Source organism: uncultured Microbacterium sp. (assembly GCF_937927635.1).
Taxonomy (GTDB): domain Bacteria; phylum Actinomycetota; class Actinomycetes; order Actinomycetales; family Microbacteriaceae; genus Microbacterium.
The window spans coordinates 74,011-100,677 of the sequence record NZ_CALBRW010000007.1 but is presented as its reverse complement, the minus strand read 5'-3'; the positions used below and the strand labels follow the sequence as shown (position 1 = coordinate 100,677).

The 26,667-nt window shown below is 67.3% G+C and carries 26 protein-coding genes; 18 read left to right on the top strand and 8 right to left on the bottom strand.

Annotation, left to right across the window (positions count from 1 at the left end; all coding sequences use genetic code 11):
* Positions 1–50: 50 nt before the first annotated feature.
* From Q0568_RS02240 to Q0568_RS02210, 7 genes are all read left to right on the top strand, one after another.
* A complete protein-coding gene (locus Q0568_RS02240) occupies positions 51–635 on the top strand; it encodes a hypothetical protein (protein WP_298861543.1) in 585 nt (194 codons plus the stop codon).
* On the top strand, positions 635–2,152 hold the full coding sequence (locus Q0568_RS02235) for a type I restriction-modification system subunit M (protein ID WP_298861540.1): 1,518 nt from the start codon (positions 635–637) through the stop codon (positions 2,150–2,152). The genes Q0568_RS02240 and Q0568_RS02235 overlap by 1 nt, the downstream gene beginning before the upstream one ends.
* A complete protein-coding gene (locus tag Q0568_RS02230) occupies positions 2,145–3,170 on the top strand; it encodes a virulence RhuM family protein (RefSeq protein ID WP_298861537.1) in 1,026 nt (341 codons plus the stop codon). Before Q0568_RS02235 ends, Q0568_RS02230 begins: the two co-directional genes overlap by 8 nt.
* On the top strand, positions 3,167–4,357 hold the full coding sequence (locus Q0568_RS02225; RefSeq protein ID WP_366941315.1) for a restriction endonuclease subunit S: 1,191 nt from the start codon (positions 3,167–3,169) through the stop codon (positions 4,355–4,357). The genes Q0568_RS02230 and Q0568_RS02225 overlap by 4 nt, the downstream gene beginning before the upstream one ends.
* Positions 4,354–5,103, top strand: a complete 750-nt coding sequence (locus tag Q0568_RS02220; protein ID WP_298861534.1) for a DUF3800 domain-containing protein — start codon at positions 4,354–4,356, stop codon at positions 5,101–5,103. Before Q0568_RS02225 ends, Q0568_RS02220 begins: the two co-directional genes overlap by 4 nt.
* Before the next feature lie 127 nt (positions 5,104–5,230).
* Positions 5,231–8,500 carry an HsdR family type I site-specific deoxyribonuclease gene (locus tag Q0568_RS02215; protein WP_298861531.1) on the top strand — a complete coding sequence of 1,090 codons (3,270 nt, stop codon included), beginning with the start codon at positions 5,231–5,233 and terminating at the stop codon, positions 8,498–8,500.
* A gap of 41 nt (positions 8,501–8,541) precedes the next feature.
* The gene (locus tag Q0568_RS02210) at positions 8,542–9,213 is read left to right on the top strand and encodes a SprT family zinc-dependent metalloprotease (protein ID WP_298861528.1); all 672 of its coding nucleotides are present in this window, start codon (positions 8,542–8,544) and stop codon (positions 9,211–9,213) included.
* Here Q0568_RS02210 and Q0568_RS02205 read toward each other — a convergent pair.
* A complete protein-coding gene (locus Q0568_RS02205; RefSeq protein WP_298861525.1) occupies positions 9,126–10,592 on the bottom strand; it encodes an FAD-binding oxidoreductase in 1,467 nt (488 codons plus the stop codon). The genes Q0568_RS02210 and Q0568_RS02205 overlap by 88 nt on opposite strands.
* 101 nt (positions 10,593–10,693) lie before the next feature.
* On the opposite strand from Q0568_RS02205, the gene Q0568_RS02200 reads away from it, so the two are divergent.
* Positions 10,694–10,858: a hypothetical protein gene (locus Q0568_RS02200; RefSeq protein WP_298861522.1), complete on the top strand. Its 165-nt coding sequence runs from the start codon at positions 10,694–10,696 to the stop codon at positions 10,856–10,858.
* Between the two features lie 79 nt (positions 10,859–10,937).
* Here the strand turns inward: Q0568_RS02200 and Q0568_RS02195 are convergent, their stop codons facing one another.
* From Q0568_RS02195 to Q0568_RS02180, 4 genes are all read right to left on the bottom strand, one after another.
* On the bottom strand, positions 10,938–11,777 hold the full coding sequence (locus Q0568_RS02195) for a carbohydrate ABC transporter permease (RefSeq protein ID WP_298861646.1): 840 nt from the start codon (positions 11,775–11,777) through the stop codon (positions 10,938–10,940).
* 74 nt (positions 11,778–11,851) lie between these two features.
* Entirely contained in the window at positions 11,852–12,742 is an 891-nt protein-coding gene (locus Q0568_RS02190; protein WP_298861520.1) for a carbohydrate ABC transporter permease, read from the bottom strand.
* A 70-nt stretch (positions 12,743–12,812) separates the two neighbouring features.
* On the bottom strand, positions 12,813–14,108 hold the full coding sequence (locus tag Q0568_RS02185; RefSeq protein WP_298861518.1) for an extracellular solute-binding protein: 1,296 nt from the start codon (positions 14,106–14,108) through the stop codon (positions 12,813–12,815).
* A 137-nt stretch (positions 14,109–14,245) separates the two neighbouring features.
* Positions 14,246–15,274: a LacI family DNA-binding transcriptional regulator gene (locus Q0568_RS02180; protein ID WP_298861642.1), complete on the bottom strand. Its 1,029-nt coding sequence runs from the start codon at positions 15,272–15,274 to the stop codon at positions 14,246–14,248.
* A 199-nt stretch (positions 15,275–15,473) separates the two neighbouring features.
* Between Q0568_RS02180 and Q0568_RS02175 the strand changes: the two genes are divergently transcribed.
* Entirely contained in the window at positions 15,474–16,103 is a 630-nt protein-coding gene (locus tag Q0568_RS02175) for a YdeI family protein (protein WP_298861515.1), read from the top strand.
* 85 nt (positions 16,104–16,188) lie between these two features.
* Complete coding sequence (locus Q0568_RS02170; protein WP_298861512.1) at positions 16,189–17,379, top strand: Fic family protein; 1,191 nt, start codon at positions 16,189–16,191, stop codon at positions 17,377–17,379.
* A 15-nt stretch (positions 17,380–17,394) separates the two neighbouring features.
* Here Q0568_RS02170 and pyrE read toward each other — a convergent pair whose 3' ends face one another.
* Positions 17,395–17,955: an orotate phosphoribosyltransferase gene (gene pyrE / locus Q0568_RS02165; protein ID WP_298861509.1), complete on the bottom strand. Its 561-nt coding sequence runs from the start codon at positions 17,953–17,955 to the stop codon at positions 17,395–17,397.
* 68 nt (positions 17,956–18,023) lie between these two features.
* Here pyrE and Q0568_RS02160 point away from each other — a divergent pair, with 68 nt between their 5' ends.
* The 3 genes from Q0568_RS02160 to Q0568_RS02150 are packed head-to-tail and all read left to right on the top strand — an operon-like array spanning position 18,024 to position 20,301.
* Positions 18,024–18,557, top strand: coding sequence for a YbhB/YbcL family Raf kinase inhibitor-like protein (locus tag Q0568_RS02160; protein WP_298861506.1), 534 nt, complete (start codon positions 18,024–18,026; stop codon positions 18,555–18,557).
* Between the two features lie 32 nt (positions 18,558–18,589).
* Complete coding sequence (locus Q0568_RS02155; RefSeq protein WP_298861503.1) at positions 18,590–19,453, top strand: exodeoxyribonuclease III; 864 nt, start codon at positions 18,590–18,592, stop codon at positions 19,451–19,453.
* Complete coding sequence (locus tag Q0568_RS02150; protein WP_298861500.1) at positions 19,450–20,301, top strand: HAD family hydrolase; 852 nt, start codon at positions 19,450–19,452, stop codon at positions 20,299–20,301. The genes Q0568_RS02155 and Q0568_RS02150 overlap by 4 nt, the downstream gene beginning before the upstream one ends.
* Here the strand turns inward: Q0568_RS02150 and Q0568_RS02145 are convergent.
* Positions 20,298–20,921: a dihydrofolate reductase family protein gene (locus tag Q0568_RS02145; protein WP_298861496.1), complete on the bottom strand. Its 624-nt coding sequence runs from the start codon at positions 20,919–20,921 to the stop codon at positions 20,298–20,300. The two genes, Q0568_RS02150 and Q0568_RS02145, sit on opposite strands and share 4 nt — an antisense overlap.
* Positions 20,922–21,056: 135 nt before the next feature.
* On the opposite strand from Q0568_RS02145, the gene Q0568_RS02140 reads away from it, so the two are divergent.
* Positions 21,057–21,239, top strand: a complete 183-nt coding sequence (locus Q0568_RS02140) for a CsbD family protein (protein ID WP_298861493.1) — start codon at positions 21,057–21,059, stop codon at positions 21,237–21,239.
* Between the two features lies 1 nt (position 21,240).
* On the opposite strand, the gene Q0568_RS02135 is transcribed toward Q0568_RS02140, so the two are convergent.
* A complete protein-coding gene (locus tag Q0568_RS02135; RefSeq protein WP_298861490.1) occupies positions 21,241–22,425 on the bottom strand; it encodes an MFS transporter in 1,185 nt (394 codons plus the stop codon).
* Positions 22,426–22,634: 209 nt separating this feature from the next.
* Here Q0568_RS02135 and Q0568_RS02130 point away from each other — a divergent pair, with 209 nt between their 5' ends.
* From Q0568_RS02130 to Q0568_RS02115, 4 genes are all read left to right on the top strand, one after another.
* Positions 22,635–23,894, top strand: a complete 1,260-nt coding sequence (locus Q0568_RS02130; RefSeq protein ID WP_298861486.1) for a histidine kinase — start codon at positions 22,635–22,637, stop codon at positions 23,892–23,894.
* Positions 23,891–24,586 (top strand): response regulator transcription factor, encoded by a 696-nt coding sequence (locus tag Q0568_RS02125; protein WP_298861483.1) that lies wholly within the window; start codon positions 23,891–23,893, stop codon positions 24,584–24,586. Before Q0568_RS02130 ends, Q0568_RS02125 begins: the two co-directional genes overlap by 4 nt.
* Before the next feature lie 86 nt (positions 24,587–24,672).
* Entirely contained in the window at positions 24,673–25,596 is a 924-nt protein-coding gene (locus tag Q0568_RS02120) for an ATP-binding cassette domain-containing protein (protein ID WP_298861480.1), read from the top strand.
* Positions 25,593–26,663, top strand: coding sequence for an ABC transporter permease (locus tag Q0568_RS02115; RefSeq protein WP_298861477.1), 1,071 nt, complete (start codon positions 25,593–25,595; stop codon positions 26,661–26,663). The genes Q0568_RS02120 and Q0568_RS02115 overlap by 4 nt, the downstream gene beginning before the upstream one ends.
* Positions 26,664–26,667 lie beyond the last annotated feature (4 nt).

The following is a 26,667-nucleotide window of genomic DNA, read 5'->3' as shown; positions in this document are numbered from 1 at the left end:
TACTACACGTTTCCTTGACATGTCGCAGTAGATTCACTACTGTGTGATCCATGATCCTCTCCGACGCCTGCCTGATACGATCAGGCTTCAGCGCGCGTAGCCGCCTCGAGCCAGACAACTCGGGTATGCTCGCGCTGCCGCAGAGCTGCGTGACAGCTGTCGGAGAACTCGACCCGACAGCCGTCACCCGCGTCTCCGGCAGCATCGGCTCGCCGCAGCACATTGTGCATCCTGGTGATGTGCTGTTGAGATCCCGCGGTTCGACAGTGTCAGCCTGGGCGATCGACGACTCGCTCGAAGAACCGGCGGTCGCACTCCTGCCGCTGTACATCCTGCGCCCTACCGCAGACATCCTCGATGCCGGCTACCTCGCATGGCTGCTCATGCAGCCGGACGCACAGGCCCACTTCGCTCGCGGACTCGTCGGCAGCAACATCCAGATGATCAAGAAGCCGACCATCGCCGCGCTGCCGCTCAGCATGCTCCCTCCACTGCGCAACCAGCGGCAGATCGCCGCGATCGCGCAGATGACGGCTAGAGAAGCATCCCTGCAGACAAGGCTTATCACCCTCCAGCAGCAACGCATGGCGCTCCGGCTTCGAGCCCACGCATCGCACCACGACAGGAACTCATGATGACCGACACCGTCACCCAGCAGCGCATCAACCAGGCCGCGTGGGCCGCGTGCGACACCTTCCGCGGAGTCGTGGATGCCACGCAGTACAAGGACTACATCCTGGTGATGCTGTTCCTGAAGTACATCTCCGACATCTGGAAGGACCACGCTGAGCAGTACGAAGCACAATTCGCGGGGGATGCGAGTCGCATCGAGCGACGAAAGAAACGCGAACGGTTTCCTCTGCCCGAGGACGCGAGCTTCGACGAGCTGTACGCGCGGCGGAACGCCGATAACATCGGCGAACTCATCAACATGGCGCTCGCAGCGATCGAGGACCAGAACCGAGCCAAGCTCGACGGCGTCTTCCGCAACATCGACTTCAACAGCGAAGCCAACCTCGGCAAGACGAAGGACCGCAACCGCCGCCTGAAGAATCTGCTGGAGGACTTCCATAAGCCCGACCTCGACCTGCGTCCGTCACGGGTCAGCGACGACATCATCGGCGAGACGTACATCTATCTGATCTCCCGGTTCGCATCGGATGCCGGGAAGAAGGCCGGCGAGTTCTACACACCCCACACCGTGTCGCGCCTGCTCGCGGCGCTCGCAGCGCCGAAACCCGGCAACACGATCTTCGACCCCGCATGTGGTTCGGGTTCGCTGCTGATCGAGGCCGCTGCGCAGGTCGGCTCGAACGACTACGCGCTTTATGGCCAGGAAGTCAACGGTGGCACCTGGGCGATGGCCCGCATGAACATGTTCATGCACGCCAACGATGCCGCCCGCATCGAATGGGGCGACACGCTCAACAACCCCACCATCGTCGAGAGCAGCAAGCTCGTGCAGTTCGATGTGGTGCTCGGCAATCCGCCCTTCTCCCTCGACAAGTGGGGGGCCGAGGACGCCCCGCGCGACAAGTACAAGCGCTTCTGGCGAGGGGTTCCCCCGAAGAGCAAGGGTGACTACGCGTTCATCACCCACATGATCGAGGTAGCCAAGCGTCAGACGGGTCGCGTCGCGGTGATCGTGCCGCATGGTGTGCTGTTCCGCGGTGGCGCCGAGGGGCGCATCCGCAAGGCGCTGATCGAGGAGAATCTGCTCGATGCAGTGATCGGGCTGCCTGCCAACCTGTTCACGACCACGGGTATTCCCGTGGCGGTCCTCATCTTCGACCGTTCCCGCGAGGCGGGCGGGGAGAATGAGGATCGCAAAGACGTGCTGTTCATCGACGCCAGCCGGGAGTTCACACCAGCCAAGTCGCAGAACGTGCTCGAGTCTCAGCACGCCGAGAAGATCGAGGCGACGTATCGCGATCGTGCAGAGCTTGAGCGCTATTCGCACCGCGCGCACTTCGACGAGATCTCAGAGAACGACTTCAACCTCAACATTCCGCGCTACGTCGACACGTTCGAACCAGAGGAACAGGTCGACGTCGCCGCCGTGCAGCGTGAGATCGAACAGGTCGAGGCCGAGCTTGTCGAGGTACGCGCGCGCATGGCCGGTTATCTGAAGGAGCTGGGTCTGGGTGTCTGACCCCGCTGCTATCGGATCGCCGGACGCCGGCGGAGAGATCGTTCTCTACACGACCGACGACGGGCTGGTGCACCTGCAGCTTCGGGCGCTCGACGGCACCGCATGGCTGCCGCAGCGTGCCATCGCCGAACTCTTCGGCAAGGACGTGCGCACGATCAATGAGCACATCCAGAACATCGTAGACGAGGGTGAGGTGTCGATGGCAACTATCCGGAAGTTCCGGATAGTTCAGATCGAGGGATCCCGCGAAGTCACTCGCGACGTGGAGCATTACAGTCTCGACATGATCCTGGCGATCGGCTACCGCGTGCGCTCTCCCCGTGGAACGCAGTTCCGCCGCTGGGCCACGACAGTGCTTGCGGAGTACCTGGTCAAGGGCTTTGCAATGGATGACGAGAAGCTCAAGGGATCCGAGCAGTGGGACTACTTCGACGAGTGGCTCTCGCGCATCCGCGACATCCGCGCGAGCGAGAAGCGGTTCTACCAGAAGGTGCGCGATCTGTACATGACAGCTGTCGACTACGACGCTCAAGCCCAGACGACGCGCACGTTCTTCAAGGTCGTGCAGAACAAGATGCTCTGGGCGGTGACCGGTATGACAGCCGGCGAGCTGATCAAGGCGCGCGCTGACGCCGGTGCACCCAACATGGGTCTGACCACGTGGGCCGGCTCGATCGTGCGCAAGGGCGATGTCGTCACTGGAAAGAACTATCTGAGCGCCGAAGAGGTGGAAGAGCTCAACCGCATCGTCACCATGTACCTCGACTACGCCGAGGATCAAGCCAGGCGCCGCCAGACGATGACGATGGCAGATTGGGCCGAGAAGCTCGATGCGTTTCTGCAGTTCAATGGACGCGACCTGCTCACCCACGCGGGCAAGGTCAGCGCGGCGGTCGCGCGCAAGCTCGCCGAGACCCGGTACGCCGAGTTCGATACGCGGCGCAAGCAGGCGGATGCTGCCGCCGCGGATGCTGCGGATTTCGCCGAACTTGAGCGGATCGCGGAGGGCAAGAAGTGAACGTGCCGGAAGGGTGGACGCGATCGACGCTCGACTCAGCGATATCTCGAATCCAAGCAGGATTCAGCGCCCCCGGCGAGACTCGTCCGATTCAGAAAGGCGAAGCTGGAGTGCTTCGCACGGGAGCGGTGCTGGGCGGGCGATTCGACGCCAGTGCGCACAAGGTCGTCACTCAGCGGGTCACCGACCTCAAGGTCCCGGTGAGGCACAATACGGTACTCCTCGGCCGAAAGAACTCCGCCGAGATGGTCGGAGCAGCCGTCTTCATCGACCAGGACCATCCCCGGTTGTACCTGTCAGACCTGATCTGGGAGTTGACTCCCAGCACGCGTGCTGATGCCGAATGGCTCGCGTACGCGCTTCAGAACGCATCGATGAGCTCGCGCATCCGGCTCGCGGCGACTGGCACGCAGAGCACGATGAAGAATCTCTCGCGGTCCGACTTCGTGCGCCTCCCAGTCGACCTCCCCCCGCTCCCCGAACAGCGCAAGATCGCCGAGATCCTCCGCACCTGGGACGACGCGATCGAGCGGTTCGAGTCGTTGATCTTGGCCCGGAACACCGCCATGTTGATGAGGCGCAACCACCTGATCGACCAGCAGCCGAGTCACGAACTGGTGCCTCTTGGTGAAGTCTTCGTTGAACGAGTCGATCGCGCGCGAAGCGATGCCCGGCTATTGAGCGTCACTCGGCGGCAGGGCGTGGTTAGACACAGTGAGACGGGGAGGAAGGACTCGTCGAGCTCTGACCGTTCCAAGTACAAGTCAGTGTTGCCGGGGGACATCGCCTATAACACCATGCGCATGTGGCAAGGGGCATCAGGCTTGGTTGGCGAGGAAGGCATGGTGAGCCCGGCCTATACGGTGATCACCCCCGTCCGGACGCGGATCCTGCCGCAGTTCGCCGCACATCTCATTAAGTCCGAACGCATGATCTTCGAGTTTCAGCGGAACTCCCAGGGCATCACCAGCGACACGTGGAACCTGAAGTTTCCCGCGTTCGCCCGCATACGCGGCGCTGTACCTTCGCTACCGGCGCAGTCCCGCATCGCCAACATGCTCGATGCATGCTCAGCTGAGATCTCACTGCTCGACCGCCAGCTCGAACTCCTTCGCACGCAGAAGCGCGGCCTCATGCAGAAGCTCCTGACGGGTGAGGTACGCGTAAACGTGGACGGTGGCGAATGATGCCGACCACGCAAGAAGCGCGGTACTCCGACTATGTCGTCTACGTCGATGAGAGCAGAGACCACAGTCTGACATCCATCGACCCTGAGTTCCCGATGTTCGCGCTCAGCTTCTGCGTGTTCGAGAAGGTGGCCTACTTCAACGAGGTCGTCCCCGCCATCGAATCACTGAAGTTCGACGTATGGGGGCATGACTCGGTCATCCTGCATGAGAATGACATCCGTAAGAGCCGTGGGCCGTTCTCCTTCCTACTGGGCAGTGAGCCGATCCGATCGGCATTCTTCGACCGCTTGAACGCCACCGTGGTAGACGCACCTTTCACCGTCATCGCTTCGGTGATCAACAAGCAACGACATTGCCGCAGATACTCCCAGCCGATCAGTTCCTATGAGATCGCGCTGCTGTTCTGCATGGAACGACTGCGTTCAATGATGATCGAGCGCGGACAACGCGGCCGAACCGCGCATGTCATATTCGAAAGCCGCGGCGGCAACGAAGATCGCGATCTTGAGCGCGAGTTCCACCGGATCTGCGCGAACGAAGTTCGCTGGGGATGGCGCAGTGACGACTTCAGCGCCATCGACTTCCGCCCCGTCTTCACGAAGAAGGCGGCGAACTCCAGCGGACTGCAGCTCGCCGACCTCACCGCACGCCCGATCGCTCTCCACGCGCTCCGGCCTGAGCAGAACAACCGAGCGTACGAACTGATCCGCCCCAAGATCCAGGCCTACAAGGTGTTCCCGTGATCTGTGCACGCAGGCAAAACAAAAGGACCCGAGGTCTCTCGAGTCCTGTTGCCGACCGGGCATTCCCAATCCAACTTCATCCTACGCGCCGTTCCGACACTCGACAAGCCAACTGCGAGGAGCCGTCATGACTGAGCAGACCTTCGATCCACGCGAGAAGTTCCAGTCGCAGGTACCTGCACTGCAGATGCTCGTGGGGCTCGGATTCACGCCTCTCTCCCCTGCAGAGGCGCTGCGCATGCGCGGCGGACGGCGTCGCAACGTGATCCTCGACGAGGTTCTGGTCGAGCGCACGCTCGCGCTCAACAGCTTGGACTTTCGCGGCCAGACATACAGCTTCGACATCGCCGACGCCCACGAGGCGATGCGCAACCTCGCTCCGGCGCTCGAACACCAGAAGGGCATGCAGACCACCAACCAGGAGGTCTATGACACCCTGCTGCTCGGCACCACCATCACCAAGAGCATCGACGGCGACACCAAGAGCCATTCGTTCCGCTACATCGACTGGTCCACGCCTGCGAACAACGCGTTCCACGTGACCGCCGAGTACAGCGTCGAACGCACCGGCAGCACCACGACGAAGCGCTGCGACATCGTCGCCTTCGTCAACGGCATCCCCTTCATCGTCATCGAGAACAAGCAGCCGGCCATCTCCGTCCAGAAGGCCGGCAGCCAGCTGATCGGTTACCAGAACGCCGACAACATCCCCCAGCTCTTCCACTACGCCCAGCTTCTGCTGTCCATGAACAGACAGGAAGCCCGGTACGCCACCATCGGCACGCCCCGCAAGTTCTGGCAGACCTGGCGCGATGAGGAAGACACCGACGACGCCGTCGCAGCAGCCGCGAACACCCCCCTGACCGAGACTCAGAAGAACGCGCTCTTCGGAGACGGCCACAGCGCAGCCCGCGTCTACTTCGACGAGCTCGCGGACTCAGGACAGCGCGCTGTCAGCGAGCAGGACCGCCTGCTCTACGCCCTGTGCCGCCCGGAGCGACTGCTCGACCTCGTACGCCGCTTCACGGTCTTCGACGCAGGCGTGCGCAAGGTCGCACGCCACCAGCAGTACTTCGCCGTCACCAGCACCATGCGCAGGCTGACGGCCTCGGCGCCCGATGCCGTGCGACCCAGCGGGGTTATCTGGCACACGCAGGGCTCCGGCAAGAGCCTCACCATGGTGATGCTCGGGAAAGCGCTGGCGCTCGAATCCCGCATCCGCAATCCCCGCATCGTCATCGTGACCGATCGGATCGATCTCGACAAGCAGATCCGCGACACCTTCCGCTCCTGCCAGCTCGAACCCATCCGCGCGACAACAGGAAGGCGCCTGGCTCAGCTCATCCACGAGCAAGCCCCACTCATCACGACGGTCGTCAACAAGTTCGACTCAGCGGTCCAGGCGCCGATCACCGAGGACGGCGAACCGTTGATCGATGACGATCAGAACATCTTCGTGCTCGTCGACGAGGGCCATCGCACCCAGACCGGGAAATACGGCGGCAGCAGTCAGTTCAACAAGTCCATGCGTCGCATGCTGCCGCGCGCCAGCTACCTCGCCTTCACCGGCACCCCCCTGCTCAAGCGCGAGAAGAACACCTTCGGCACCTTCGGCGAACTGTTCCACAAGTACACCATCGCCGATGCCGTGGCCGACGGAGCCGTGGTACCACTGCTCTACGAGGGGCGCATGGTCGAACAGCTCATCAGCGAGAACGTCATCGACCGATGGTTCGACAAGATCAGCGAGGGGCTCACACCCGAACAGAAGCGCGACCTGAAACGCAAGTTCTCTCGTACGGACGCCCTCGCAGGCGCTGGCCAGGTGATCCGAGCGAAAGCGTTCGACATCTCCGAGCATTACCGCAAGCACTGGCAGGGCACCGGCTTCAAGGCGCAGCTCGTCGCCCCCAACAAGGCCGCAGCCATTCGCTTCAAGCAGGTGCTCGACGAGATCGGACACGTCTCCAGCGAGATCGTCATCTCGGCACCGGGCGAGGATGAAGACCACGAAGCCGTCGATATTAAGTCACGTGACCTCGTGCAGCAGTTCTGGGACGAGACAATCCACCGCTTCGGCAGCGAGAGCGCCTACAACGACCAGATCGTCGAGGGGTTCAAGTCCAGCGGTGATCCGGAGATCCTGATCGTCGTCTCGAAGCTGCTGACGGGATTCGACGCACCCCGCAACACCGTTCTGTACCTGTGCCGCAGGCTGAGCGAGCACACGCTGCTGCAGGCGATTGCTCGCGTGAACCGCCTCTTCGAAGAGGACGCCGACGCCGACAGCAATGGCGTCCAGAAGGAATTCGGCTACATCATCGACTACGAAGGCTTGCTCGGTGAGCTCGACAAGGCGCTGACGACCTATGCCGCCTTCAGCGGTTTCGACGACGGGGAGCTGACCGACGCCGTCACCAGCATCCGCGACCAGGTTCGACTGCTGCCCGCCCGATGGTCGTACGTGTGGGAGCTCTTCAACACCGTGCCGAACAAGACCGACATGGAAGCGCTGGAGCAGTTCCTCGCCGACGACGCAGAGCGCGAGGAGTTCTACGAGCGACTCAGCGTGTTCACACGGTGTCTGCACATGGCGCTGGCCAGCACCGCCCTCGAAGAGCAGATCTCTGCGCAGCGCGTCGCACAGTATCGTCGGGACTGGAAGCACTTCGTTCAGCTGCGGCGGGCAGTGCAGCTGCGTTATCAGGAGATCATCGACCTGCAGGACTTCGAACCCAAGATCCAGAAGCTGCTCGACGATCACGTTTCGGCCCTGCCTGCCGAGACCATCATCCGCCTCGTCGATATCAACGATCCCGCCGCGCTCGAGGCGGTCGTCGCCGATACGGGTGTCAGCGCGGCATCACGCGCGGATCGCATCGCCAGTGCCACCCGGCGGACGATTCACGACCGCATGGAAGAGGATCCAGCACTCTACACCCGCTTCTCGCAGATGCTGCAGGACACCATCGATGACTACCGGGCCCGACGACTCTCAGAGATCGACTACCTCGCATCGATGAAGGCACTCGCGCAGCGTGTCGCCGCCCGTGACCGCGGACGGAAGCTGCCCGCGTCTCTCATCGATAACGAGCACGCGGCCTCGCTCTTCGAAACGCTGCTCGCGGCGCATCTCGATAAGGTCACGACAGCCTCCGGCGAGAAGCTGGGCGAGGACGACATCGCGGAGGTTGCGCTGGGGATGCTGGACATCATCACCAACCACCTGATCGTAGGCATCTGGAAGAACGAAGATGCCCAGGCAGAGCTGCTCAACTCCCTCGACGACTACATTCTCGACGAGCTCGAGCGTACCCGAGGCCTGTCCATCCCCTCCGACGTGGCCGACGAGATCCAGACCGCGGTCGTGTCACGTGCGCGGGCCCGGTTCCCATGACCTGCGCGGTCGCATACGGAACCCACACGATCGAGTACTCCGTGGAGCGGCGTGAGCGCTCTACGCTCGCGATCACCGTGTTGCCGAGCACCCAGGTGCAGGTCATCGCCCCCCTCAACGCTACCGACGAGGAGATCAGCAAACGCGTGCGCAAGCGCGGCAGGTGGGTCCTCTCGCAGCAGGAGTACTTCGCGCAGTTCCTCCCCCATACCCCGCCGCGGCGCTGGCTACCCGGCGAGACGCACCGCTACCTTGGCCGCCAGTATCGTCTGCGAATCGAGGCGGACTCCTCACACCTGCCACCGAGCGTGAAGCTACGCGGGCGCTTCTTCATGATCAGCGGTGTTAGGTTCAGCGACTCGGTCACGATCGAGATGGTTCTCACCGACTGGTACCGCGATCACGCGAGTATCCAGCTGCCCCGACGTCTCGATGCCTGTATTGCGCGCTTCCCATCGCGTGATTCATACATGCCCACGGCCGTTCAACTGCGCACGATGCGCACACGCTGGGCATCCATGTCTCCGTCCGGACGACTGACGCTGAATCCCGCCCTTGTACAGGCCCCGATCGATTGCATCGACTACGTCGTAACCCATGAGCTGTGTCACCGAGCCGTGCCTGATCATTCTTCGGAATTCCACGCGCTCCTGGCAGAGGTGATGCCCGATTGGGAGGATCGCAAGGCGCGACTGGAGCTCGCCATGGCCTGATCCTCACCCACCATCTCCGGCAGCGGATGCGCGGCCACCCAGGTGCCTGCCGGGTCATAGACCGCCCGCACCCGACGCAGCCGCTCGGCTGTCTCGACCGACGCGGCGCCGGTGTCGGCGACGTGATCGAGGAAGTTCAGGTACGGCGCGCCGCGCGCCCACCCGCGCACGGTCTCGGCGACCCCGCCCACGCGCGCGGATGCCGGTGCTTTCAGCTCCGGCGCCGGCACCAGGTCCACGACGAACAGCGCATAGTCGCCGTCCAGGCTCGGCACGGCGGCATCCTGCGGCTCGGCGACTGCACCACCCAGGTGCCGCAGCTCGACAGACAGCGGCGCGTCACCGGCATCCGGCCCGGCGACCGAGATCAGCGCTGCCAGCGCGGCATCGTCGAGATCGCCGAGCATGACGTGGTCGCCCACCGCCGGAGAGGGCACCGGCGGGTCCATGTGCACGTGCGCGAGGCCCGCCGCCGGCATCCGCCCGAAGGTGTCCATCTCGGGGGCGAGCGCGCGAAGCGGCGCCAGCAGTTCGGCCGCCCGCTGGTCGTCGGCGAGGATCGCGCCGTCGGTCACGACCACGGCGCGGCCGCTGAGGAACGGCGGCAGGTCGGGCATGGCCGGGAAGCGCATCAGCCGCAGGCTGGTGGTCGCGCAGCGGTCCAGCTCGCGGGTCCAGTCGCGCCACGCGGCGAGCACAGCGGATGCCGCGGATATGTCCCACAGCAGGAATCCGGCGTGCACATCCGCGATGGGCAGCAACTCGATCTCCATGGCGACCACCGCCCCGAAGCTGCCACCGCCACCGCGCAGCGCCCAGAACAGATCGGGATGCTCGTCGGCGGTGACGCGCACGACCTCACCGGTCGCCGTGATCAGCTCGAGCGCCCGCACGTGGTGCGCGGCCAGGCCGTGCTCGCGGGCATAGAACGACAGTCCGCCGCCCAGTGCGTACCCCGACACCGACACGTCGGGCGAACTGCCGTGCAGCGCCGCCAGCCCGTGCTCTGCGGCGGCGTCGATCACGTCGCGCCAGAGCGTGCCGCCCAGCACGCGGGCGATGCGGTGCTCCACGTCGATCTGCACACCGGTCAGCCGGTGCAGACGCAGCAGCACGGCATCCTCCAGCCCTCGCTCGGCGAGCGGCATGGCGCCGTGACCGCTGGCCTGCGGGGCGATGCGATGCCCGGCCGCGGTCACGGCGGCGACGATGCGGGCGGCTTCCGCGATCGTGGTGGGTTCGGCGACGGCCAGCGGATGCTGCACCGCAGCGAGATTCCACGGCGTGCAGGCCTCGTCGTAACCGGGATCATCGGGCAGCAGCAGACCATCGATGGCGCGCAGAAGCGCTGGCTCGACGGCAGGAGGAAGAAGGGTCATGGCTCGAGCGTGCTCCGGCATCCGCCCGCGCACACCCCGGAGAACACTGAGGTTTCCGGCATCCGCCACAGCCTAGGCTGGAACCCCGAGAAAGGATCCCGATGACGCAACAGGACATGCTCTTCCTCGTGATGATCGTCATCGGCCTGGCGGCGCTCACGCTCCTCACGCTGCAGCTGCTCAAGCCGCGCAAGCGCGACGGCGGGGGCGAATGGTTCGAGGGCCCCTGGGAGGACGACGATCGTCCCAGAGGCCCTCGGCGCTGACCGGTCGCCGGCTTCCTGAACGAGCACAGGGCGGCGGATGCCGAAGCATCCGCCGCCCTGTGCTGTCAGGACCCGCTGGTCAGGACTTGACCGAACCGCTCATCAGTCCGCCGACGAAGTACTTCCCCAGCAGGATGTACACGATCAGCGTCGGGATCGACGCGATCAGCGCACCCGCCATCGAGGCGCCGTAGTTGGACAGCTGCGCGCCCTGCGACAGGTTCACCAGCGACAGGGACACGGGCCCCTGGTTGGCGTCCGAGAGGAACAGCGCGAACAGGTAGTCGTTCCAGGCCGAGGTGAACTGCCAGATGATCGTCACCACGAAACCGGGCAGCGACAGCGGCAGGATGATGCGCCAGTACGAGCCCAGCATGCCGGCGCCGTCCACGCGCGAGGCCTCCATGAGCTCCTCGGGCACTCCCTCGTAGTAGTTGCGGAAGATCAGCGTGCAGATCGGCAGACCGTAGATGATGTGCACGAACAGCAGCGTGACGATGTTGCTGGGCAGGCCCAGATCGGTCTTCAACTGCACCAGCGGCACCATGATGGCCTGGTACGGGATGAACATGCCGAACAGGATCAGCGTGAACACCACGTTGGCGTACGGGAACTTCCACCGCGAGAGCACGAAGCCGTTCATCGAGCCGAGCATGGCCGAGACCAGCGCTGCGGGGATGGCCAGCAGGAACGTGCGGCCGATCGGCGCGGCCAGCGTCTCCCACGCGGTGGCCCAGTTGCCGAAGCCGGTCTGGCCGTCGGCATCCGCCTGCCACGGCCAGCGCGACGGCCACGCCCATGACGTGACCGCGCTGACGTCGGACGGCGGCTTGAGGCTGGTGACGACCAGCACGTAGACGGGCATCAGCACGACCACCACGAACAGCAGCAGGAGCACGTACTTGGTCGTACGTCCCATGCGCGTGCGGGTGCGGCTGGCGGTGGGGATGCGGCCGGCGGTGGTGGCCTGGCGCTCCATTCCGGTTGCGACGCTCACTTGCGCGCCCTCCTCTCAGCGCGGGCCGTGGAGATCAGGTACGGCACGATGAAGATGCACACCAGCAGCAGCAGGACGGTCGCTATGGCGGATGCCTTGCCGTACTCGCCGCCCGTCAGGGCGGTCCACATGTAGGTGGCGGGAACCTCGGTGATGTACACCGGGCCGGTCACGGCCATGATCAGGTCGAAGACCTTCAGCGACATGTGCGCGACGATCACCAGCGCCGACAGCGCCACAGGATGCAGCTGCGGGAAGACGACGTACCGATAGAGCTTCCACTCGCTGGCCCCGTCCATGCGGGCGGCCTCGCGAAGCTCCTCGGGGATGCCGCGGAACCCGGCCAGGAACAGCGCCATCACGTAGCCGGCGAGCTGCCAGATGGCGGGCATCGCCATGGCGGCCATGCCCCACAGCGGCTGGTTGTACCAGTCGTTCTGCAGGCTGCCGAGGCCGATGGACTCCAGCAGGCGGTTCAGACCCGAGGCCCGGTCGCCCTGCGCGGAGCTGAGCAGCCAGCGCCAGACGACACCGGATGCCACGAACGAGACGGCCATCGGGAAGAGGTAGATGGAGCGGAACACGCCCTCGGCGGTGACGCCCTTGTCCAGCATCCAGGCCCAGAGGAACCCGAACAGCATGGTGCCGACCATGAAGAACACGGTGAAGACGCCGAGGTTGGCCAGCGAGTGCAGGAATCGCGGCTCGGTCAGCAGGTCGGTGAACTGCTGCAGGCCGACGAACTCGGATGCCGACAGCGCGGAGTCCTTGGTCATGGCCGTGTAGAAGTTCTGGATGATCATCACGTAGACGAAAATGCCCAGCAGCACGATCGTCGGCGAGATCAGCAGCAGCGGCGGTCCCCAGTTGCGGATGCCCTTGCGCATCGGCGCCCTCCTTCAGACGTGGATGCGAGCGGGGCGGCGCTGACGCACCGCCCCGCTCGGAGGATGGATGTTACTTGCCCAGACCCTTGGTCTGCGCGGCGACCAGAGCGTCCTGCAGCGTCTTCGCGTCCTTGGTGGACACGAACTGGCCGATGGCGGACGTGATGTCGTTCAGCCACGAGACCTTGACGGCCGCGCCGTGCGCCAGCGAGCTGACGACGGTGTCCTTGGCGAACGAGGCCATCGCGCCCTGCTGGTACTCGGGGTAGTCCGAGGCGTTGGCGTCGGTGCGCGCGGGGATCGAGCCCTTGGCGAGGTTGAACGCCTTCTGGCCGTCGGCGGAGCTGATCGTCTTCAGCCAGTTCTTCGCGCCCTCGGCGTGCGGAGCGCCCACCGGGAGGGTGAAGGAGTCGGCGAGGAAGTCGAACGTGCCGTCGGTGCCCGGCGTCGGCCAGGTGGTGTAGTCCGTGCCGTAGGTCTTGCTCTTGGCGTCGAACTCGGCCAGTGCCCAGTCGCCCATCACGTTGTAGGCGGCGGTGCCGTCGATGACCATGTCGGTCGCGACCGGCCAGTCCTGACCGGTGCCGTCGGTGTTGGCGTAGGAGAGCAGGGCGGTGTAGTCCTTGATGGCCTTAGTCACCTTGGAGTCGTCGAACTTCGTCGAGCCGTCCCACAGCCCGGTGTAGCCGTCAGCGCCGAGGTCGGCCAGCAGCACGTTCTCGAACAGCTGCACCTGAGTCCAGTCGGTGGCGACGGACAGCGGGGTCTGCACGCCGGCATCCTTCAGCTTCTTCATGTCGGCCAGCCACGCGTCGATGTCGGCGGGCGCGGTCTTCGGGTCGATGCCGGCCTTCTCGAGCACCGAGGTGTTCACCCACACGACGTTGGCGCGGTGGATGTTGCTGGGCACCGAGTAGATCTTGCCGTCGACGGTCAGGCGGTCCAGCAGCGTCTTCGGGAAGACGTCGTTGAGGCCGTTGTCCTTGTAGAACGAGCTGAGGTCCTCGATCTTGTTGGCCTCGATGTAGTCGGTGAGCTCGGCACCGGCGTGCGCCTGGAACGAGTCCGGCGGGTTGTTGGCCTTCAGACGGGATGCCAGGGCGTTCTTGGCGTTCGAGCCGGCGCCGCCGGCGACGGCCGCGTTGACGAACTTGGTCTTCGGGTACTGCTCGTTGAACACCTTGACGAGCGCGTCGAGGCCCGTCTTCTCGGAGCCGGACGCCCACCAGGTGAACACCTCGACCTGGCTGGCGCTGTCGCCGCCCTTGTTCCCGTTGCTGCCGCTGTCGCTCGGGCTGCTCGAGCAGCCTGCGAGCGCGAGCGCCGCAACACTGAGACCCGCTACTGCTGCGAGTGCTTTGCGCATGTGATCCTCCATTGGATGAAGACGGCCTGCAGGGAGCCGGCCCATCCCCCATGGAATCTGAAAACGTTGCCAAACGCAACCGGAGGGCGGTCACAACAAGATAACGCCACCGTTCAGGGCGCCTGCGCGCCTCGCTCTCAGGCCGGCGGCGGGACCTCGCCGGAGCCGCGCTCGACCATCCTCGTGCCGAGCACGATGCGGCGCTCGGGCCCCGTCATCCCCGCGATGCGGTCGAAGAGCAGGCCCGCGGCCGCCTCGCCGATCGCCCACGGATCCTGGGCGACGGTCGTCACCGGCGGCACCATCAGCTCGGCCAGGTCGAAGTCGTCGAAGCCCACCAGCGCCGGATGCGCGTCCAGCAGGCGCAGCGCCTTCAGCACCGACTTGGTCGTGCGGCTGTTGGTCGTGAACAGCGCGGTGGGCGGATCGGGCAGTGAGAAGAGTTCGCGCAGCGCCTCGACGCAGGCATCCACGTCATCGCCGACGGCGACCACGAACTCGGGGCGGACGGGGAGACCGGCATCGCGCATCCCCTGCCGGTACCCCGCCTGCCTGCGCTCGGACGTGTACAGACCCGAGATGTGCGCGAAGCAGGCGATGCTGCGGTGACCCGCCTGCACCAGGTGGGCGACGGCGTCGGCGGCGCCGCGCTCGTTGTCCACGACGACCAGGTCGGCGGGCAGCCCTTGCGGCGGTCTGTCGACGAAGACGATCTCGGTGCCGGCCGCGCGCTCCGCGGCCAGGAACGACACGTCGACCTCCTCGTGCGCGACGACGATGAGGCCGTCCAGGCGCCTGCTGATCATGCGCCGCAGCACCCGCTCGCCCTCCGCCGGGTCGTCGCCGCCCGAGGCGACCAGCACCAGCAGGTCCCGCTCCTGCGCCTTCTGCTCGATGGCCGCGACGAGCTCCGCGTAGAACGGGTCGGAGATGCGGGTGACGACGACGGCGATCGTGGCCGTCGATCCGGTGCGCAGTGTGCGGGCGAAGTCGTTGCGGCTGTAGCCCAGCTCGGCGATGGCGCGCTCGACCGCCTTGCACTTGGCGCGGCTGACACCCGGGTTCCCCGCCACCACGCGGGAGACCGTCGACAGACCGACGCCGGCGCGGGCGGCGACGTCCTTCATGGTCGGGCGGCCCGCGGCGTCGGATCCCCCGCCTGTCATCTTCGCCACACAGAGAACAATCGCATGAAAACGTTGCCACGTCCATGTTTACGTAACCCCGGTGGCCGGTCCCGGCGCCCGGCATCCGGCATCCGGCGTTACGCTTCGGGGCCGACACGCCAGCTGTCGGACGAATCCCGCGAAGACGTCCGACATGTGGCGTGTCGGCCCCCATTCTGTAACGCGATGGGTCGCCCCTATGCTGAACCGCACGGTGCGAGACGACGCACGGAGCGAGACGACGCAGGACGGGGTGGCGATGGGCGTGCTGGATGACGGTGAGCGGGTCACCGCCGCGGATGCCGCTGCCTGGCGCGCGTGGCTGGAGGACAACCATCAGTCGGCGCCGGGAGTGTGGCTGCTGAACGTGCGCGGCTCGGTCGCCGACGGCGTCGACTATGAGGATGCCGTGCGCCACGCGCTGTGCTTCGGCTGGATCGACGGCCCGGTGCGCACCTTCGCACCCGGATCCGTCGGCCAGTGGTTCTCCCCGCGCCGCAGGGGCAGCGGCTGGGCGGCGACCAACAAGGCGCGCCTGGCAGAGCTCGAAGCAGCAGGGCTGCTGGCTCCCGCGGGCATCCGGGTGATCGAGGCGGCCAAGGCCGACGGGTCGTGGACGGTGCTCGACGGCCCCGAGGCCGGCATCGAGCCCGACGACTTCGCCGCGGCACTGGATGCCGTGCCCGCCGCCCGCGAGAACTGGGACGCGTTCCCGCCGTCGGCGCGCAAGCTGGGCCTCACGCTCATCGCGACGGCGAAGCGCCCGGAGACACGGGCGGGGCGGATCGGGAAGATCGTCGCGGACGCCGCGGCGGGCAAGCGCCCATAAGGCCGGCATCGGGCATCCGCGCCATTTGAGACTCGGCGCCAACCTAAGACAAGGATAAGGATGTAACCTTAAGTTAAACTGAGGCATGGCATCGAATGACGACTGGCCGGAGACCGCATACGAATCCCGGCCCTGGAGGCGCTCCGGCGACGAGGTCGGCTCCCGACGACAGCTGCGCCGCATCACCGGAGACTACGCGGCCGCCGTTCCGCCGCTGATCGCGAAGCTCTCCGTCCACCTCGAGCCGGACGTGCTGACTGCCGCCGACGAGGCCAGTCAGGAGCTGACTCGATTCGACGCCGGGTCCAGGACGTTCATCGCACCGTTCGCGGCCATCCTGCTGCGCACCGAATCGGCATCGAGCTCGGAGGTCGAGAACCTCAAGGCCGGCGCGAAGCAGGTCGCGCTGGCCGATATCGGCGCATCCCGCTCCGAGAACGCTCGCCTGGTCGTCGCCAACACTCGCGCGATGGAGGCCGCGCTGCGGCTGAGCGACCGGCTCGATGAAGAAGCCATCATCGCCATGCACGCAGCCCTGCTGCAGGAATCGGCGCCGGATGCCGTGGGGCACTGGCGCCGGGAGCAGGTGTGGATCGGCGGCGGAGCACTGTCGCCGCACGCCGCAGATTTCGTCCCTCCTCATCATGAGCGCGTGCCCGAGCTGATGCGCGATCTGCTGGAGTTCGCAGCCCGAGACGACGTCCCCGTCCTCACACAGGCGGCGATCGCCCACGCACAGTTCGAGACCGTCCATCCGTTCCCCGATGGAAACGGGCGCACAGGCCGTGCGCTGATCCACGCCCTGCTCCGGCGCAATCGGTTGACGCGCAACCTCACCGTTCCCGTGTCAGCCGGTCTGCTGCATGACCCGCAGAGCTACTTCGACGCACTGTCCGCCTACCGCGCGGGCGATGTCGACGCGATCGTGCACGCGATCACGAACGCGGCATTCGCCGCGATCGGCAACGGCAGGCATCTCGCACGGGAGATCGGCGAGGCCCGCTCCAGATGGGATGATCTCGTGCGCGCCCGCTCCGATGCCGCCGTGCATCGTCTGATGGATGCCCTGCTTGCGCAGCCCGTGATCACAGCGAAGATCGCCGCTCGGACACTCGGCGTCAGCGATGTCGCCGCACAGTCCGCGATCGCGCGGCTGGTCGACGTCGGCGTGCTGACGCAGAGCGGCGTCGGATCTCGCTACCGGGTGTGGCAGGCACCCGACATCCTCGATGCTCTCGATGCCTTCGCCGACCGCGCGCGCCGCGGGCGGATCTGAGGACCGACCTGCCGGCTACTGCGGGTCCAGGCCCAGGTCGTCCAGGTCGAAGGCTGCCAACCACTGCAGGCCCTCGGCCTCGATGGCGGCCTGCGCACCGGTCTTGCGATCCACGATCACGGCGACGGCCACGACTTCGGCTCCCTCGCGGCGCAGCACCTCGACGGCCTTCAGCGCCGACTGTCCCGTGGTGGAGGTGTCCTCCACCACGATCACCCGCTTGCCCTCGATGCTCGCGCCCTCCACCTGACGCCCGCGACCGTGGTCCTTGGGCTCCTTGCGCACGACGAACGCGTCCAGCGGGCGGTCGGTTCCGACCGAGGCGTGCATGACGGAGTTGGCGATGGGGTCGGCGCCCAGGGTGAGACCGCCGACGGCCGAGACGTCGTGGTCCTTGATCAGGTCCAGCATGATGCGCCCGATGGCGGGGGCCGCCCGATGGTCGAGGGTGAGCTTGCGCATGTCGACGTAGTACGTCGCCTTCTTGCCGCTGGAGAGCGTGAAGTCGCCGTGGAACACCGCCTCGGCCTTGATGAGGTCGAGCAGGGCCTGGCGGTCGGCTGCGAGATCGGTCACGGCATCCAGTGTATTCGGGACTGGTTCCCGCACGCCCGCGCGATTAACGTGAGGGCAGGAGGCCACTCATGTTCTCGTACGATCCCTATGCCGCCCTCGCCGAGCTGCGCCCGGTGCCGCCGCTCGAACTGACCAGCCCCGACTTCACCGCCGGCGGCGCGCTGCCGAGCTTCGCCTGGTCGTCCAGCAGGGGCGGTGAGGACCGGCATCCGACTCTGGAATGGTCGCAGCCGCCGGCCGGCACGCTCAGCTTCGCCATCTCGTGCTTCGATCCCGACGCCCCGACCGGATCCGGCTTCTGGCACTGGGCCGCCTACAATCTGCCGGCGGACACCCGGAGGCTGGATGCCGGTGACGGCACCGCCAAGAGCCTGCCCGGCGGCAGCGTGCTGCCCAATGAGGCCCGGCTCGAGCGCTACATCGGCGCCGCCCCACCCGCCGGCACCGGCGTGCACCGCTACTTCTTCGTGGTCGACGCGCTGGATGTGGACTCGCTCGACCTGGAGGTCGGCGCGACGCCGGGCGTGCTGGGCTTCAACCGGCACTTCCACACGCTGGCGCGCGGCATTCTGATCGGAACCGGAGACCCCGCCGAGAGGTGAGCGCTGTCGGCGCCCCCGAATAGGCTGGACGCATGCGTCTGGCCACATGGAACATCAACTCGATCCGCACGCGCGTGGGGCGCGCCGTCGACTTCGCCGTGCGCGAGGACATCGATGTGCTGGCGCTCCAGGAGATCAAGTGCAAGCCCGAGCAGTTCCCCTACGCGGCGTTCGAAGAGGCCGGGTACCACGTCGAGGTGCACGGTCTGAACCAGTGGAACGGCGTCGCCATCGCGAGCCGTGAGCCCATCACCGAGGTGTCCACGGCGTTCGCCGGCATGCCCGGCTTCGCGAAGGGCAGGACCCCGGAGGAGACGACCTTCGGGCCCGACGCGCCGCTGGAGGCCCGCGCGCTCGGCGTGACGGTCGGCGGCGTGCGGGTGTGGAGCCTGTACGTGCCCAACGGCCGCGCGCTGGGCGACCCGCATCTGGAGTACAAGCTGCAGTGGCTCGATGCGCTGCGCTCCGCGACCGCCGCTGAGATCGCCGCGCACCCGCAGCGCCCGCTGGCACTGGTCGGCGACTTCAACATCATCCCGTTCGATCAGGACAACGGCGACCCCGACATCGTGATCGGCCGCTCCACGCATGTCTCCCCCGAGGAGCGCGCGGCGTTCTTCGCACTGGAGTCCGCCGGCCTGCACGACGTGGTGCGCCCGCTGGTCCCGGAGGGGTTCACCTACTGGGACTATCAGCGGCTCAAGTTCCCCCGCAACGAGGGCGTGCGGATCGACTTCATCCTGGGTTCGCCGGCATTCGCGGATGCTGTGACGGCGGCCTCCATCCACCGCGAGGAGCGCAAGGGCGAGCAGCCCAGCGATCACGTGCCGGTGGTCGTGAACCTCAGCCTCGGCGGCGCGGAGGAGGACGACGATCTGCCGATGATCTTCGCATGACCGGATCGCGCGGACCGACCGGATCGCGCGGCCCGACCGGCATCCGTCTGATCGCGACCGACCTCGACGGCACGCTGCTGGGCGCTGACGGGACGGTCTCGGCCCGCACGCGTGCAGCGCTGGATGCTGCTCGGGATGCCGGGATCGCCACCATCCCGGTGACGGCCCGCCAGCCGATCGGACTGCAGCCCATCGCCGAGCAGGCGGGGTTCACGGACTGGGCGCTGTGCGGCAACGGCGCCTACGGCGTGCACCTGACCACCGGCGAGCAGCTGTTCGCCCAGGAGCTGCCGTCCGACGTGCAGCACGAGCTGGCCGAGGCTCTCGAGGAGGTGCTGCCGGACCTGGTGTATGCCAGCGTGCGCAACGGCGGCGAGCTGTTCGTCGCGCAGACCGGCTACGCCGAGCTGTCCGACATCAGCGACCACAAGCGGGCACCCGAGACCATGGGCGGCGTGCCTCGGGCCGACGTGCTGGCCGCGCCCAGCCTCAAGCTCACCATCCGGCATGCGTCGGTGCCGATCCCCGAGATCTACGCGACGCTGATGTCGCTGGGGCTGACGGGCTTCGAGGCGACCCTGTCGGGCGCGCCGTTCGTCGAGGTGATGGCAGCCGGCGTCACCAAGGCCACCGGTGTCGCCCAGGTGTGTACGCGGCTGGGCGTCGACAGCAGCCAGGTGCTCGCCTTCGGTGACGCCCTCAACGACGTGGAGATGCTGCGCTGGGCGGGTCACGGCGTGGCCGTCGCCAACGCGCTCGCGCCCGTGCGCGAGGTCGCCGACGAGGTGGCCGCGTCGAACGCCGAGGACGGCGTCGCGCAGGTCATCGAGCGGATGCTCGCGAGCTAGCCTCCCATCGTGCCAGTGCGCACCTCGCCGGGAACCGGCGCGTAGCGCAGCAGCAGCGTGCCGCCGTCGCCGGACTCCGCGCTCAGCAGCCGCATGTTCGAGGCCGCCGCACCGTCGGGGAACACCTTCCTGCCGCGGCCGAGTACGACCGGATAGACCCATAGCCGCAGCTCGTCGTACAGGTGCCCGGCGAGCAGGGTCTGCACGAGGTCGATGCTTCCGATCACGTGCACGTCCTGGTGCTTCTCGCGCAGCGCCGCGATCTCGGACGCCAGATCGGCGCCGATCCGCGTCGAGCCCTGCCAGTCCAGTTGGATGTCGGCGTCCCGTGAGGCGACGTACTTCGGCACGCGATTGAACAGCTGTCCGATGAACCCCTCCGGACCGGTGGTGTGCTGCGGCCAGTACCCGGCGAAGATGTCATAAGTGCGCCGCCCGAGCAGGAGCGCGTCGAGCGTCTCCATGCCCTTGGTCACGCTCGCCCCGACGGCCTCGCTCGGGTACCCGGCCTGCCACCCTCCATACGGGAAGCCGTCTCTCGTGTCCTCCTCGGCACCGCCGGGAGCCTGCGCGACGCCGTCGAGGGTGGTGAACAGATCGATGATGATGCGTCCGGTCATGTGCGCTCCTTCGATCGCAGGATGCTACGTCACGCGGCTCCCGCGGATCAACCCCCTCGGCAGGATCACCGGGGGGCCGTTGACTGTGCTGCACGCCCTCCCGGACGGAAGGGCCCCGATCGGAGGAGGATCATCATGAACGACAAGATGAAGCACGCCGCGCAGCACGCCAAGGGATCGGCGGAGGAGGCCTGGGGCAAGGTCACCGACGACAAGGGCATGCAGGCCCGCGGCAAGATCGACAAGGCCGCGGCCGAGACGAAGGACGCGTTCTCCGACGCGAAGGACCGCGCCGAGGACGCGCTCGACGACGACTGACTCAGCGCCGCCGCATTCCGACGGCCGCCAGCGCTCCCGCGCCGGCGGTCAGCACGGCGATCACGATGAGTCCCAGACCGGGGACGGATGCCGTGCCCACAGCGCCCGCGATGAGCGGTCCGCCCGCGTCGCCGAGCTCCCGGCCGAGTTCCGCGGAGCCCATCGTGCGCCCCATCCGCTCCTCGGGGGTGGACGCCGCCAGGTGGGAGAACGCCACCGGCGTGGCGGCTCCGACGCCGGCACCCACGAGCAGCGCGGTGGCGACGAGGGCGCTCAGCAGCAGCATCCCGTGCCCGCCCTCGGCGAGCGCGACGGCCCCGGCCAGCCCGATGCCGACGGCGATGAGGGCGAGGCCGCCCAGTGCGCCGAGCCGCACCGAGACCCGGCCGCGGTCGTGCCACCGGCCGATCAGCGGCTGCACGATGCTGGAGACGACGGCCAGCACCGTGACGAGCGCCATGCTGCCGATCGTGCCGATGCCCGCCTGCTCGGCCAGCAGCGGCAGGAAGCCGACCGCCACGGCCAGGGAACCAGTGGTGGCCGCCAGCACGAGGGTCGGGATCAGGAAGCCGGGCGCGGTGAGCTCGCGGCCGAGATCGGCCAGGGTCACGCGCTTGCGGGGCAGCACCGGCACGGCTGGCACCGCGAAGCGCACCCAGGCTGCGGCGACCAGCCCCAGCACGGCCAAGGCCCAGAACAGGGCGGGCAGGCCCGCCCAGACCACCAGCACGGCGCCGATGAGCGGGCCGAGCGCGTAGCCGAGGCTCTTCCACGAGCCGTACCTGCCGAAGTACGCGCCGCGCGAGGCTCCGTCGGTCAGGCGGGCGACGGCCGCGGAGGACGCCGGTGAGAAGGCGGAGGCTGCCGCGCCCTGCCCGAACCTGGCGATGATCAGCCCCACCGTGCCGGGCACGAGCGCCCCGACCAGCGAGAACGCGGTGAACGCCAGCAGCCCGCCGACGATCACGGGTCGCACGCCGATGCGGTCGCTGAGCGCGCCGAACACGGGCTTGAGCAGTACCTCGGCCAGGTCATACAGCGCGAGCGTGAAGCCGAAGGCCAGCAGGGTCCAGCCGATATTGTCCGTCTCGGCGCCGAGGGCCGCGGCGATGCCGTGCGCGCCGAACGCCGTCGTGAAACCTGCGAGATACAGGGGCGCGAGGCGCGGGTGCGTGGTGGTGGTCACGGTCGATTGTCGCATCCGGTGCCACGAGACAGCCCCGGCATCGAGCCTCGCCGGCCATAACTCCGGAGATCCAGGCGCTCCGGGGTCTGGAATGCCGGATCGGAGCCGGATCCACCACGGATCTCCGGAGTTGTGAACACGAGGTGCCGAGCACCCGCATCCGCCGCGCGGGGGATGTGCGGCATCGGGCGTCCCCCTACGGTGGGAGCATGTCCGAGCACGCCTTCACCCGCACGCCGACCGAGCGCGACCTGCGCCAGGATCTGCTGCTGGCGGGCGTGCTGCTGGTCAGCGGCATCATCAGCGCCGGGCTGTCGACGGTCGCCGGCATCTACGGCAAACAGCAGGCGCCGATGTGGTGGGCACTGGTGACCGTCCTCGCCGTGTCGGCTCCGCTCGCCGTGCGACGCCGCAGGCCCGCGGTCGCCGCCGTCTTCATCGCCCTGGTGATGTTCACCAGCATTACCCTGCACGTGCCGGAGATCTACGTCACCAACGTGGCCCTGTTCATCGCGCTGTACACGGTGGGCGCCTGGATGAACGACCGTCGCACGGCCCTGCTGGTGCGTGTCGGCATCATCGCGGGCATGTTCGTCTGGCTGATCATCGTGATGTACGGCGACGCGATCAAGGAGGCCGGCAAGGCCGACATGGCGGCGGGGCTGTTCTCGCCGTACGTGGCGATGATGATGATCCAGCTGCTGCTGAACGCGCTGTACTTCGGCGGCGCCTACTACTTCGGCGAGCGCTCGTGGCAGGCCGCCGCGCAGCGCGACGCTCTCGAGCAGCGCACCCGCGAGCTGGAGGCGGAGCGCGAGGTCACCGCCGCGCAGGCCGTGGCACTGGACCGGGTGCGCATCGCCCGCGAGCTGCACGACGTGGTCGCGCACCACGTGTCGGTGATGGGCGTGCAGGCCGGAGCCGCACGGCTGGTCGTCGAGCAGGATCCCGCGGAGGCAGGACGGATGCTGGCCGGGGTCGAGGATGCCTCGCGCGAGGCCATCCGCGACTTCCGGCAGCTGCTGGAGACGCTGCGCTCCCCCGGCGACGATCTGGATGACGCTCCTTCGACGTTCGAGCTGACTGATATCGCCCAGCTCGCGCAGGCGTCGCGGGACGCCGGTCTGCCGACCGAGTACGCCGTGATCGGTGAGCCGGTTCCGGTGCCGGGCACGGTCGGCGTGAACCTGTACCGCATCGCCCAGGAGGCTCTCACCAACGCCCGTCGGCATGCCGGCATCGGCGCGACGGCCGACGTGCGAGTGCGTTACGCTCCGGATGCCGTGGAGCTGGAGGTCGTGAACACCGGCCGCGCGGTGGGCGTGCTGCGCCCTGGTCTCGGCCAGCTGGGCATGCGCGAGCGTGCGTTGGCATCCGGCGGCACGATCGAACTGGGACCCCGCACGCAGGGCGGATTCCGGGTGCGCGCCAGCGTGCCGCTGAAGACCGCAGAGGAGGTCTCCCGTTGATCCGGGTGCTCATCGTCGACGACCACGCCATGCTGCGGGCGGGGTTCCGCACCATCCTCGGAACGCAACCCGACATCGAGGTGGTCGGGGAGGCCGCCACGGGAGCGGAGGCCGTGGCTGCTGCCGTCCGACTGCAGCCCGACGTCATCACGATGGACGTGCAGATGCCCGACATGGACGGCATCGAGGCCACCCGCCGCATCGTCGCGGATCCTGAGGTCACGGCATCCATCGCCATCGTCACGACCTTCGACCGCGACGACTACCTGTTCCAGGCACTGGATGCCGGCGCCGGCGGCTTCCTGCTGAAGAACGCCGGCCCCGAGGAGCTGATCACCGCCGTACGGGCCCTCGCCGCCGGCGACGGCATCCTTGCCCCCGAGGTCACGCGCCGCGTGCTGGCACGGTTCGCAGCATCCGCTCCCCCCTCTGCTCCCGTCGCGCTTTCTATCGCGTCGGGGACCGGGAAAGCGACGGGAACGGGCAGCGGAGTGCCGACGGAGCAACTGACGGATCGGGAGGGCGAAGTGCTGGCTCTCATGGCCGATGCCCGCAGCAACGCCGAGATCGCCGCCGCGCTGTTCATCGGCGAGGCCACCGTGAAGACCCACGTCTCGCGGGTGCTGCAGAAGCTCGGCGCCCGCGACCGGGTGCAGGCCATCGTGCTCGCGCACCGGCACGGGCTGACTTGAATCCTCGCTCTCAGCCGCCCGGCGGATGCCGCAGAATCCGCCGCAGGGGGGATGCCACAGCCCGCGCGCCTTCGTAGCGTGGAGGCATGCAGGCAACAGGCATCCAGACCACCGTGCGGACAGGCACGCTGCACCTCGAGGGCGTCACCAAGCGCTACGGCACTCGGACCGTGCTCGACCGAGTCGGCTTCGACGTCGCACCCGGGCGGCTGACGGGCTTCGTCGGCGGCAACGGCGCGGGCAAGACCACCACCATGCGCATCATCCTGGGCGTGCTGGCGGCCGACGGCGGAACGGTGACCCTCGACGGCGCCCCGCTGTCCACGTCCGACCGCCGCCGGTTCGGGTACATGCCGGAGGAGCGCGGCCTGTACCCGAAGATGAGGGTGCTCGAGCAGGTCGTCTACCTCGCCCGACTGCACGGCTTCGACAAGGCGGATGCTGCGCACCGCGGCACCGCACTGCTGACCGAGCTCGGCCTCGGCGAGCGCCTGAACGACAACATCGAGTCCCTGTCGCTGGGCAACCAGCAGCGCGCGCAGATCGCCGCCGCGCTCGTGCACGACCCCGAGGTGCTGATCCTCGACGAGCCGTTCTCGGGCCTGGATCCGCTGGCGGTCGACGTGGTCGCCGAGGTGCTGCAGTCGCGTGCCGCACGGGGCACGTCGATCCTGTTCTCCTCGCACCAGCTCGACGTGGTCGAACGGCTCTGCGACGACCTGATCATCATCGCGGGTGGCACGATCCGGGCATCCGGAACCCGCGAGCAGCTGCGTGCGCAGCACTCCACGCTGCGCTACCAGCTGGACTCCCCGGGCGACGCCGGCTGGCTGCGCTCGGAGCCCGGCGTGACGGTCGTCGACTTCGAGGGCGGGTCGGCGCTGTTCGACGTCGACACTCCAGACACGGCGCAGCGCGTGCTGCGCGAGGCCGTCGGCCGCGGTGAGGTCTCGAACTTCGCCCCCCAGCATCCGTCTCTCGCCCAGATCTTCAAGGAGGTCATCCAGTGAAGAACTCATCCCTGACGTGGCTGGTCGCGGAGCGCGAGATCAGCTCCAAGCTGCGCAGCAAGGCGTTCCTGATCTCCACCGGCATCCTGCTGCTGATCGCCCTGGCCGGCGTGCTCATCGGCGGGTTCAGCAGCAAGTCCCCCACTCCGGACGCCGTGGCCGCGACCTCGCAGACCGCGCAGATCGTGAACGCGCTGCCGAACGTGAAGGTCACCGAGGTGGCCGACCGCGCCGAGGCGGAGAAGGTCGTGAAGAGCGGCGACGTCGTCGCCGCCGTGCTGCCTGCTGACGATCCGACCGGCGTGGTGATCCTTGCCAAGGACCAGGCGCCGCAGAGCCTGGTGATGGGCCTGTCCAAGGCGCCGCACGTGGAGATCCTGGAGCCGGCATCCACCAACCCGCTGGTGCGCTACCTGGTGGCCATCGGCTTCGGCGTGGTGTTCCTGATGGCCGCGTCCACCTTCGGCTCGACCATCGCGCAGAGCGTCGTGGAGGAGAAGCAGACCCGCGTGGTCGAGCTGCTGATCTCGGCGATCCCCACCCGAGTGCTGCTGGCGGGCAAGGTGCTCGGCAACACGATCCTCGCGATGGCGCAGATCATCCTGCTGGCGGCGATAGCCGTGGTGGGCCTGATCGTCACCGGCCAGAACGAGGTGCTCGCCGGTATCGGGGCTCCCGTGCTGTGGTTCGCCGTCTTCTTCCTGTTCGGCTTCATCCTGCTGGCCTCGCTGTACTCCGGCGCCGCCGCGATGGTCTCGCGCCAGGAGGACATCGGATCCACCACCATGCCGCTGATGATGCTGGTGATGGCGCCGTACATCCTGGTGATCGTCTTCAACGACAACCCGCTGGTGATGACGATCCTGTCGTACATCCCGTTCTCCGCCCCCGTGGCGATGCCGGTGCGGCTGTTCGTCGGCGAGGCGCAATGGTGGGAGCCGCTGCTGTCGCTGGTGATCCTGCTGGTCAGCTGCGTCGGGGCGATCCTGGTGGGCGCGAAGATCTACGAGAACTCGCTGCTGCGGATGGGCAGCCGGGTCAAGCTCCGGGAGGCGCTGCGCGGCTGATCCT

Bases quoted from the DNA above. Each gene is read 5' to 3' on its own strand.
- Q0568_RS02200 (WP_298861522.1), top strand. From the start codon at position 10,694: ATGACGCAACAGGACATGCTCTTCCTCGTGATGATCGTCATCGGCCTG.
- Q0568_RS02140 (WP_298861493.1), top strand. From the start codon at position 21,057: ATGAACGACAAGATGAAGCACGCCGCGCAGCACGCCAAGGGATCGGCG.
- Q0568_RS02240 (WP_298861543.1), top strand. From the start codon at position 51: ATGATCCTCTCCGACGCCTGCCTGATACGATCAGGCTTCAGCGCGCGT.
- Q0568_RS02185 (WP_298861518.1), bottom strand. From the start codon at position 14,108: ATGCGCAAAGCACTCGCAGCAGTAGCGGGTCTCAGTGTTGCGGCGCTC.
- Q0568_RS02195 (WP_298861646.1), bottom strand. From the start codon at position 11,777: ATGGGACGTACGACCAAGTACGTGCTCCTGCTGCTGTTCGTGGTGGTC.
- Q0568_RS02150 (WP_298861500.1), top strand. From the start codon at position 19,450: ATGACCGGATCGCGCGGACCGACCGGATCGCGCGGCCCGACCGGCATC.
- Q0568_RS02205 (WP_298861525.1), bottom strand. From the start codon at position 10,592: ATGACCCTTCTTCCTCCTGCCGTCGAGCCAGCGCTTCTGCGCGCCATC.
- Q0568_RS02160 (WP_298861506.1), top strand. From the start codon at position 18,024: ATGTTCTCGTACGATCCCTATGCCGCCCTCGCCGAGCTGCGCCCGGTG.
- Q0568_RS02235 (WP_298861540.1), top strand. From the start codon at position 635: ATGACCGACACCGTCACCCAGCAGCGCATCAACCAGGCCGCGTGGGCC.
- Q0568_RS02145 (WP_298861496.1), bottom strand. From the start codon at position 20,921: ATGACCGGACGCATCATCATCGATCTGTTCACCACCCTCGACGGCGTC.
- Q0568_RS02120 (WP_298861480.1), top strand. From the start codon at position 24,673: ATGCAGGCAACAGGCATCCAGACCACCGTGCGGACAGGCACGCTGCAC.
- Q0568_RS02180 (WP_298861642.1), bottom strand. From the start codon at position 15,274: ATGACAGGCGGGGGATCCGACGCCGCGGGCCGCCCGACCATGAAGGAC.
- Q0568_RS02190 (WP_298861520.1), bottom strand. From the start codon at position 12,742: ATGCGCAAGGGCATCCGCAACTGGGGACCGCCGCTGCTGCTGATCTCG.
- Q0568_RS02175 (WP_298861515.1), top strand. From the start codon at position 15,474: ATGCTGAACCGCACGGTGCGAGACGACGCACGGAGCGAGACGACGCAG.
- Q0568_RS02130 (WP_298861486.1), top strand. From the start codon at position 22,635: ATGTCCGAGCACGCCTTCACCCGCACGCCGACCGAGCGCGACCTGCGC.
- Q0568_RS02220 (WP_298861534.1), top strand. From the start codon at position 4,354: ATGATGCCGACCACGCAAGAAGCGCGGTACTCCGACTATGTCGTCTAC.
- Q0568_RS02155 (WP_298861503.1), top strand. From the start codon at position 18,590: ATGCGTCTGGCCACATGGAACATCAACTCGATCCGCACGCGCGTGGGG.
- Q0568_RS02215 (WP_298861531.1), top strand. From the start codon at position 5,231: ATGACTGAGCAGACCTTCGATCCACGCGAGAAGTTCCAGTCGCAGGTA.
- Q0568_RS02170 (WP_298861512.1), top strand. From the start codon at position 16,189: ATGGCATCGAATGACGACTGGCCGGAGACCGCATACGAATCCCGGCCC.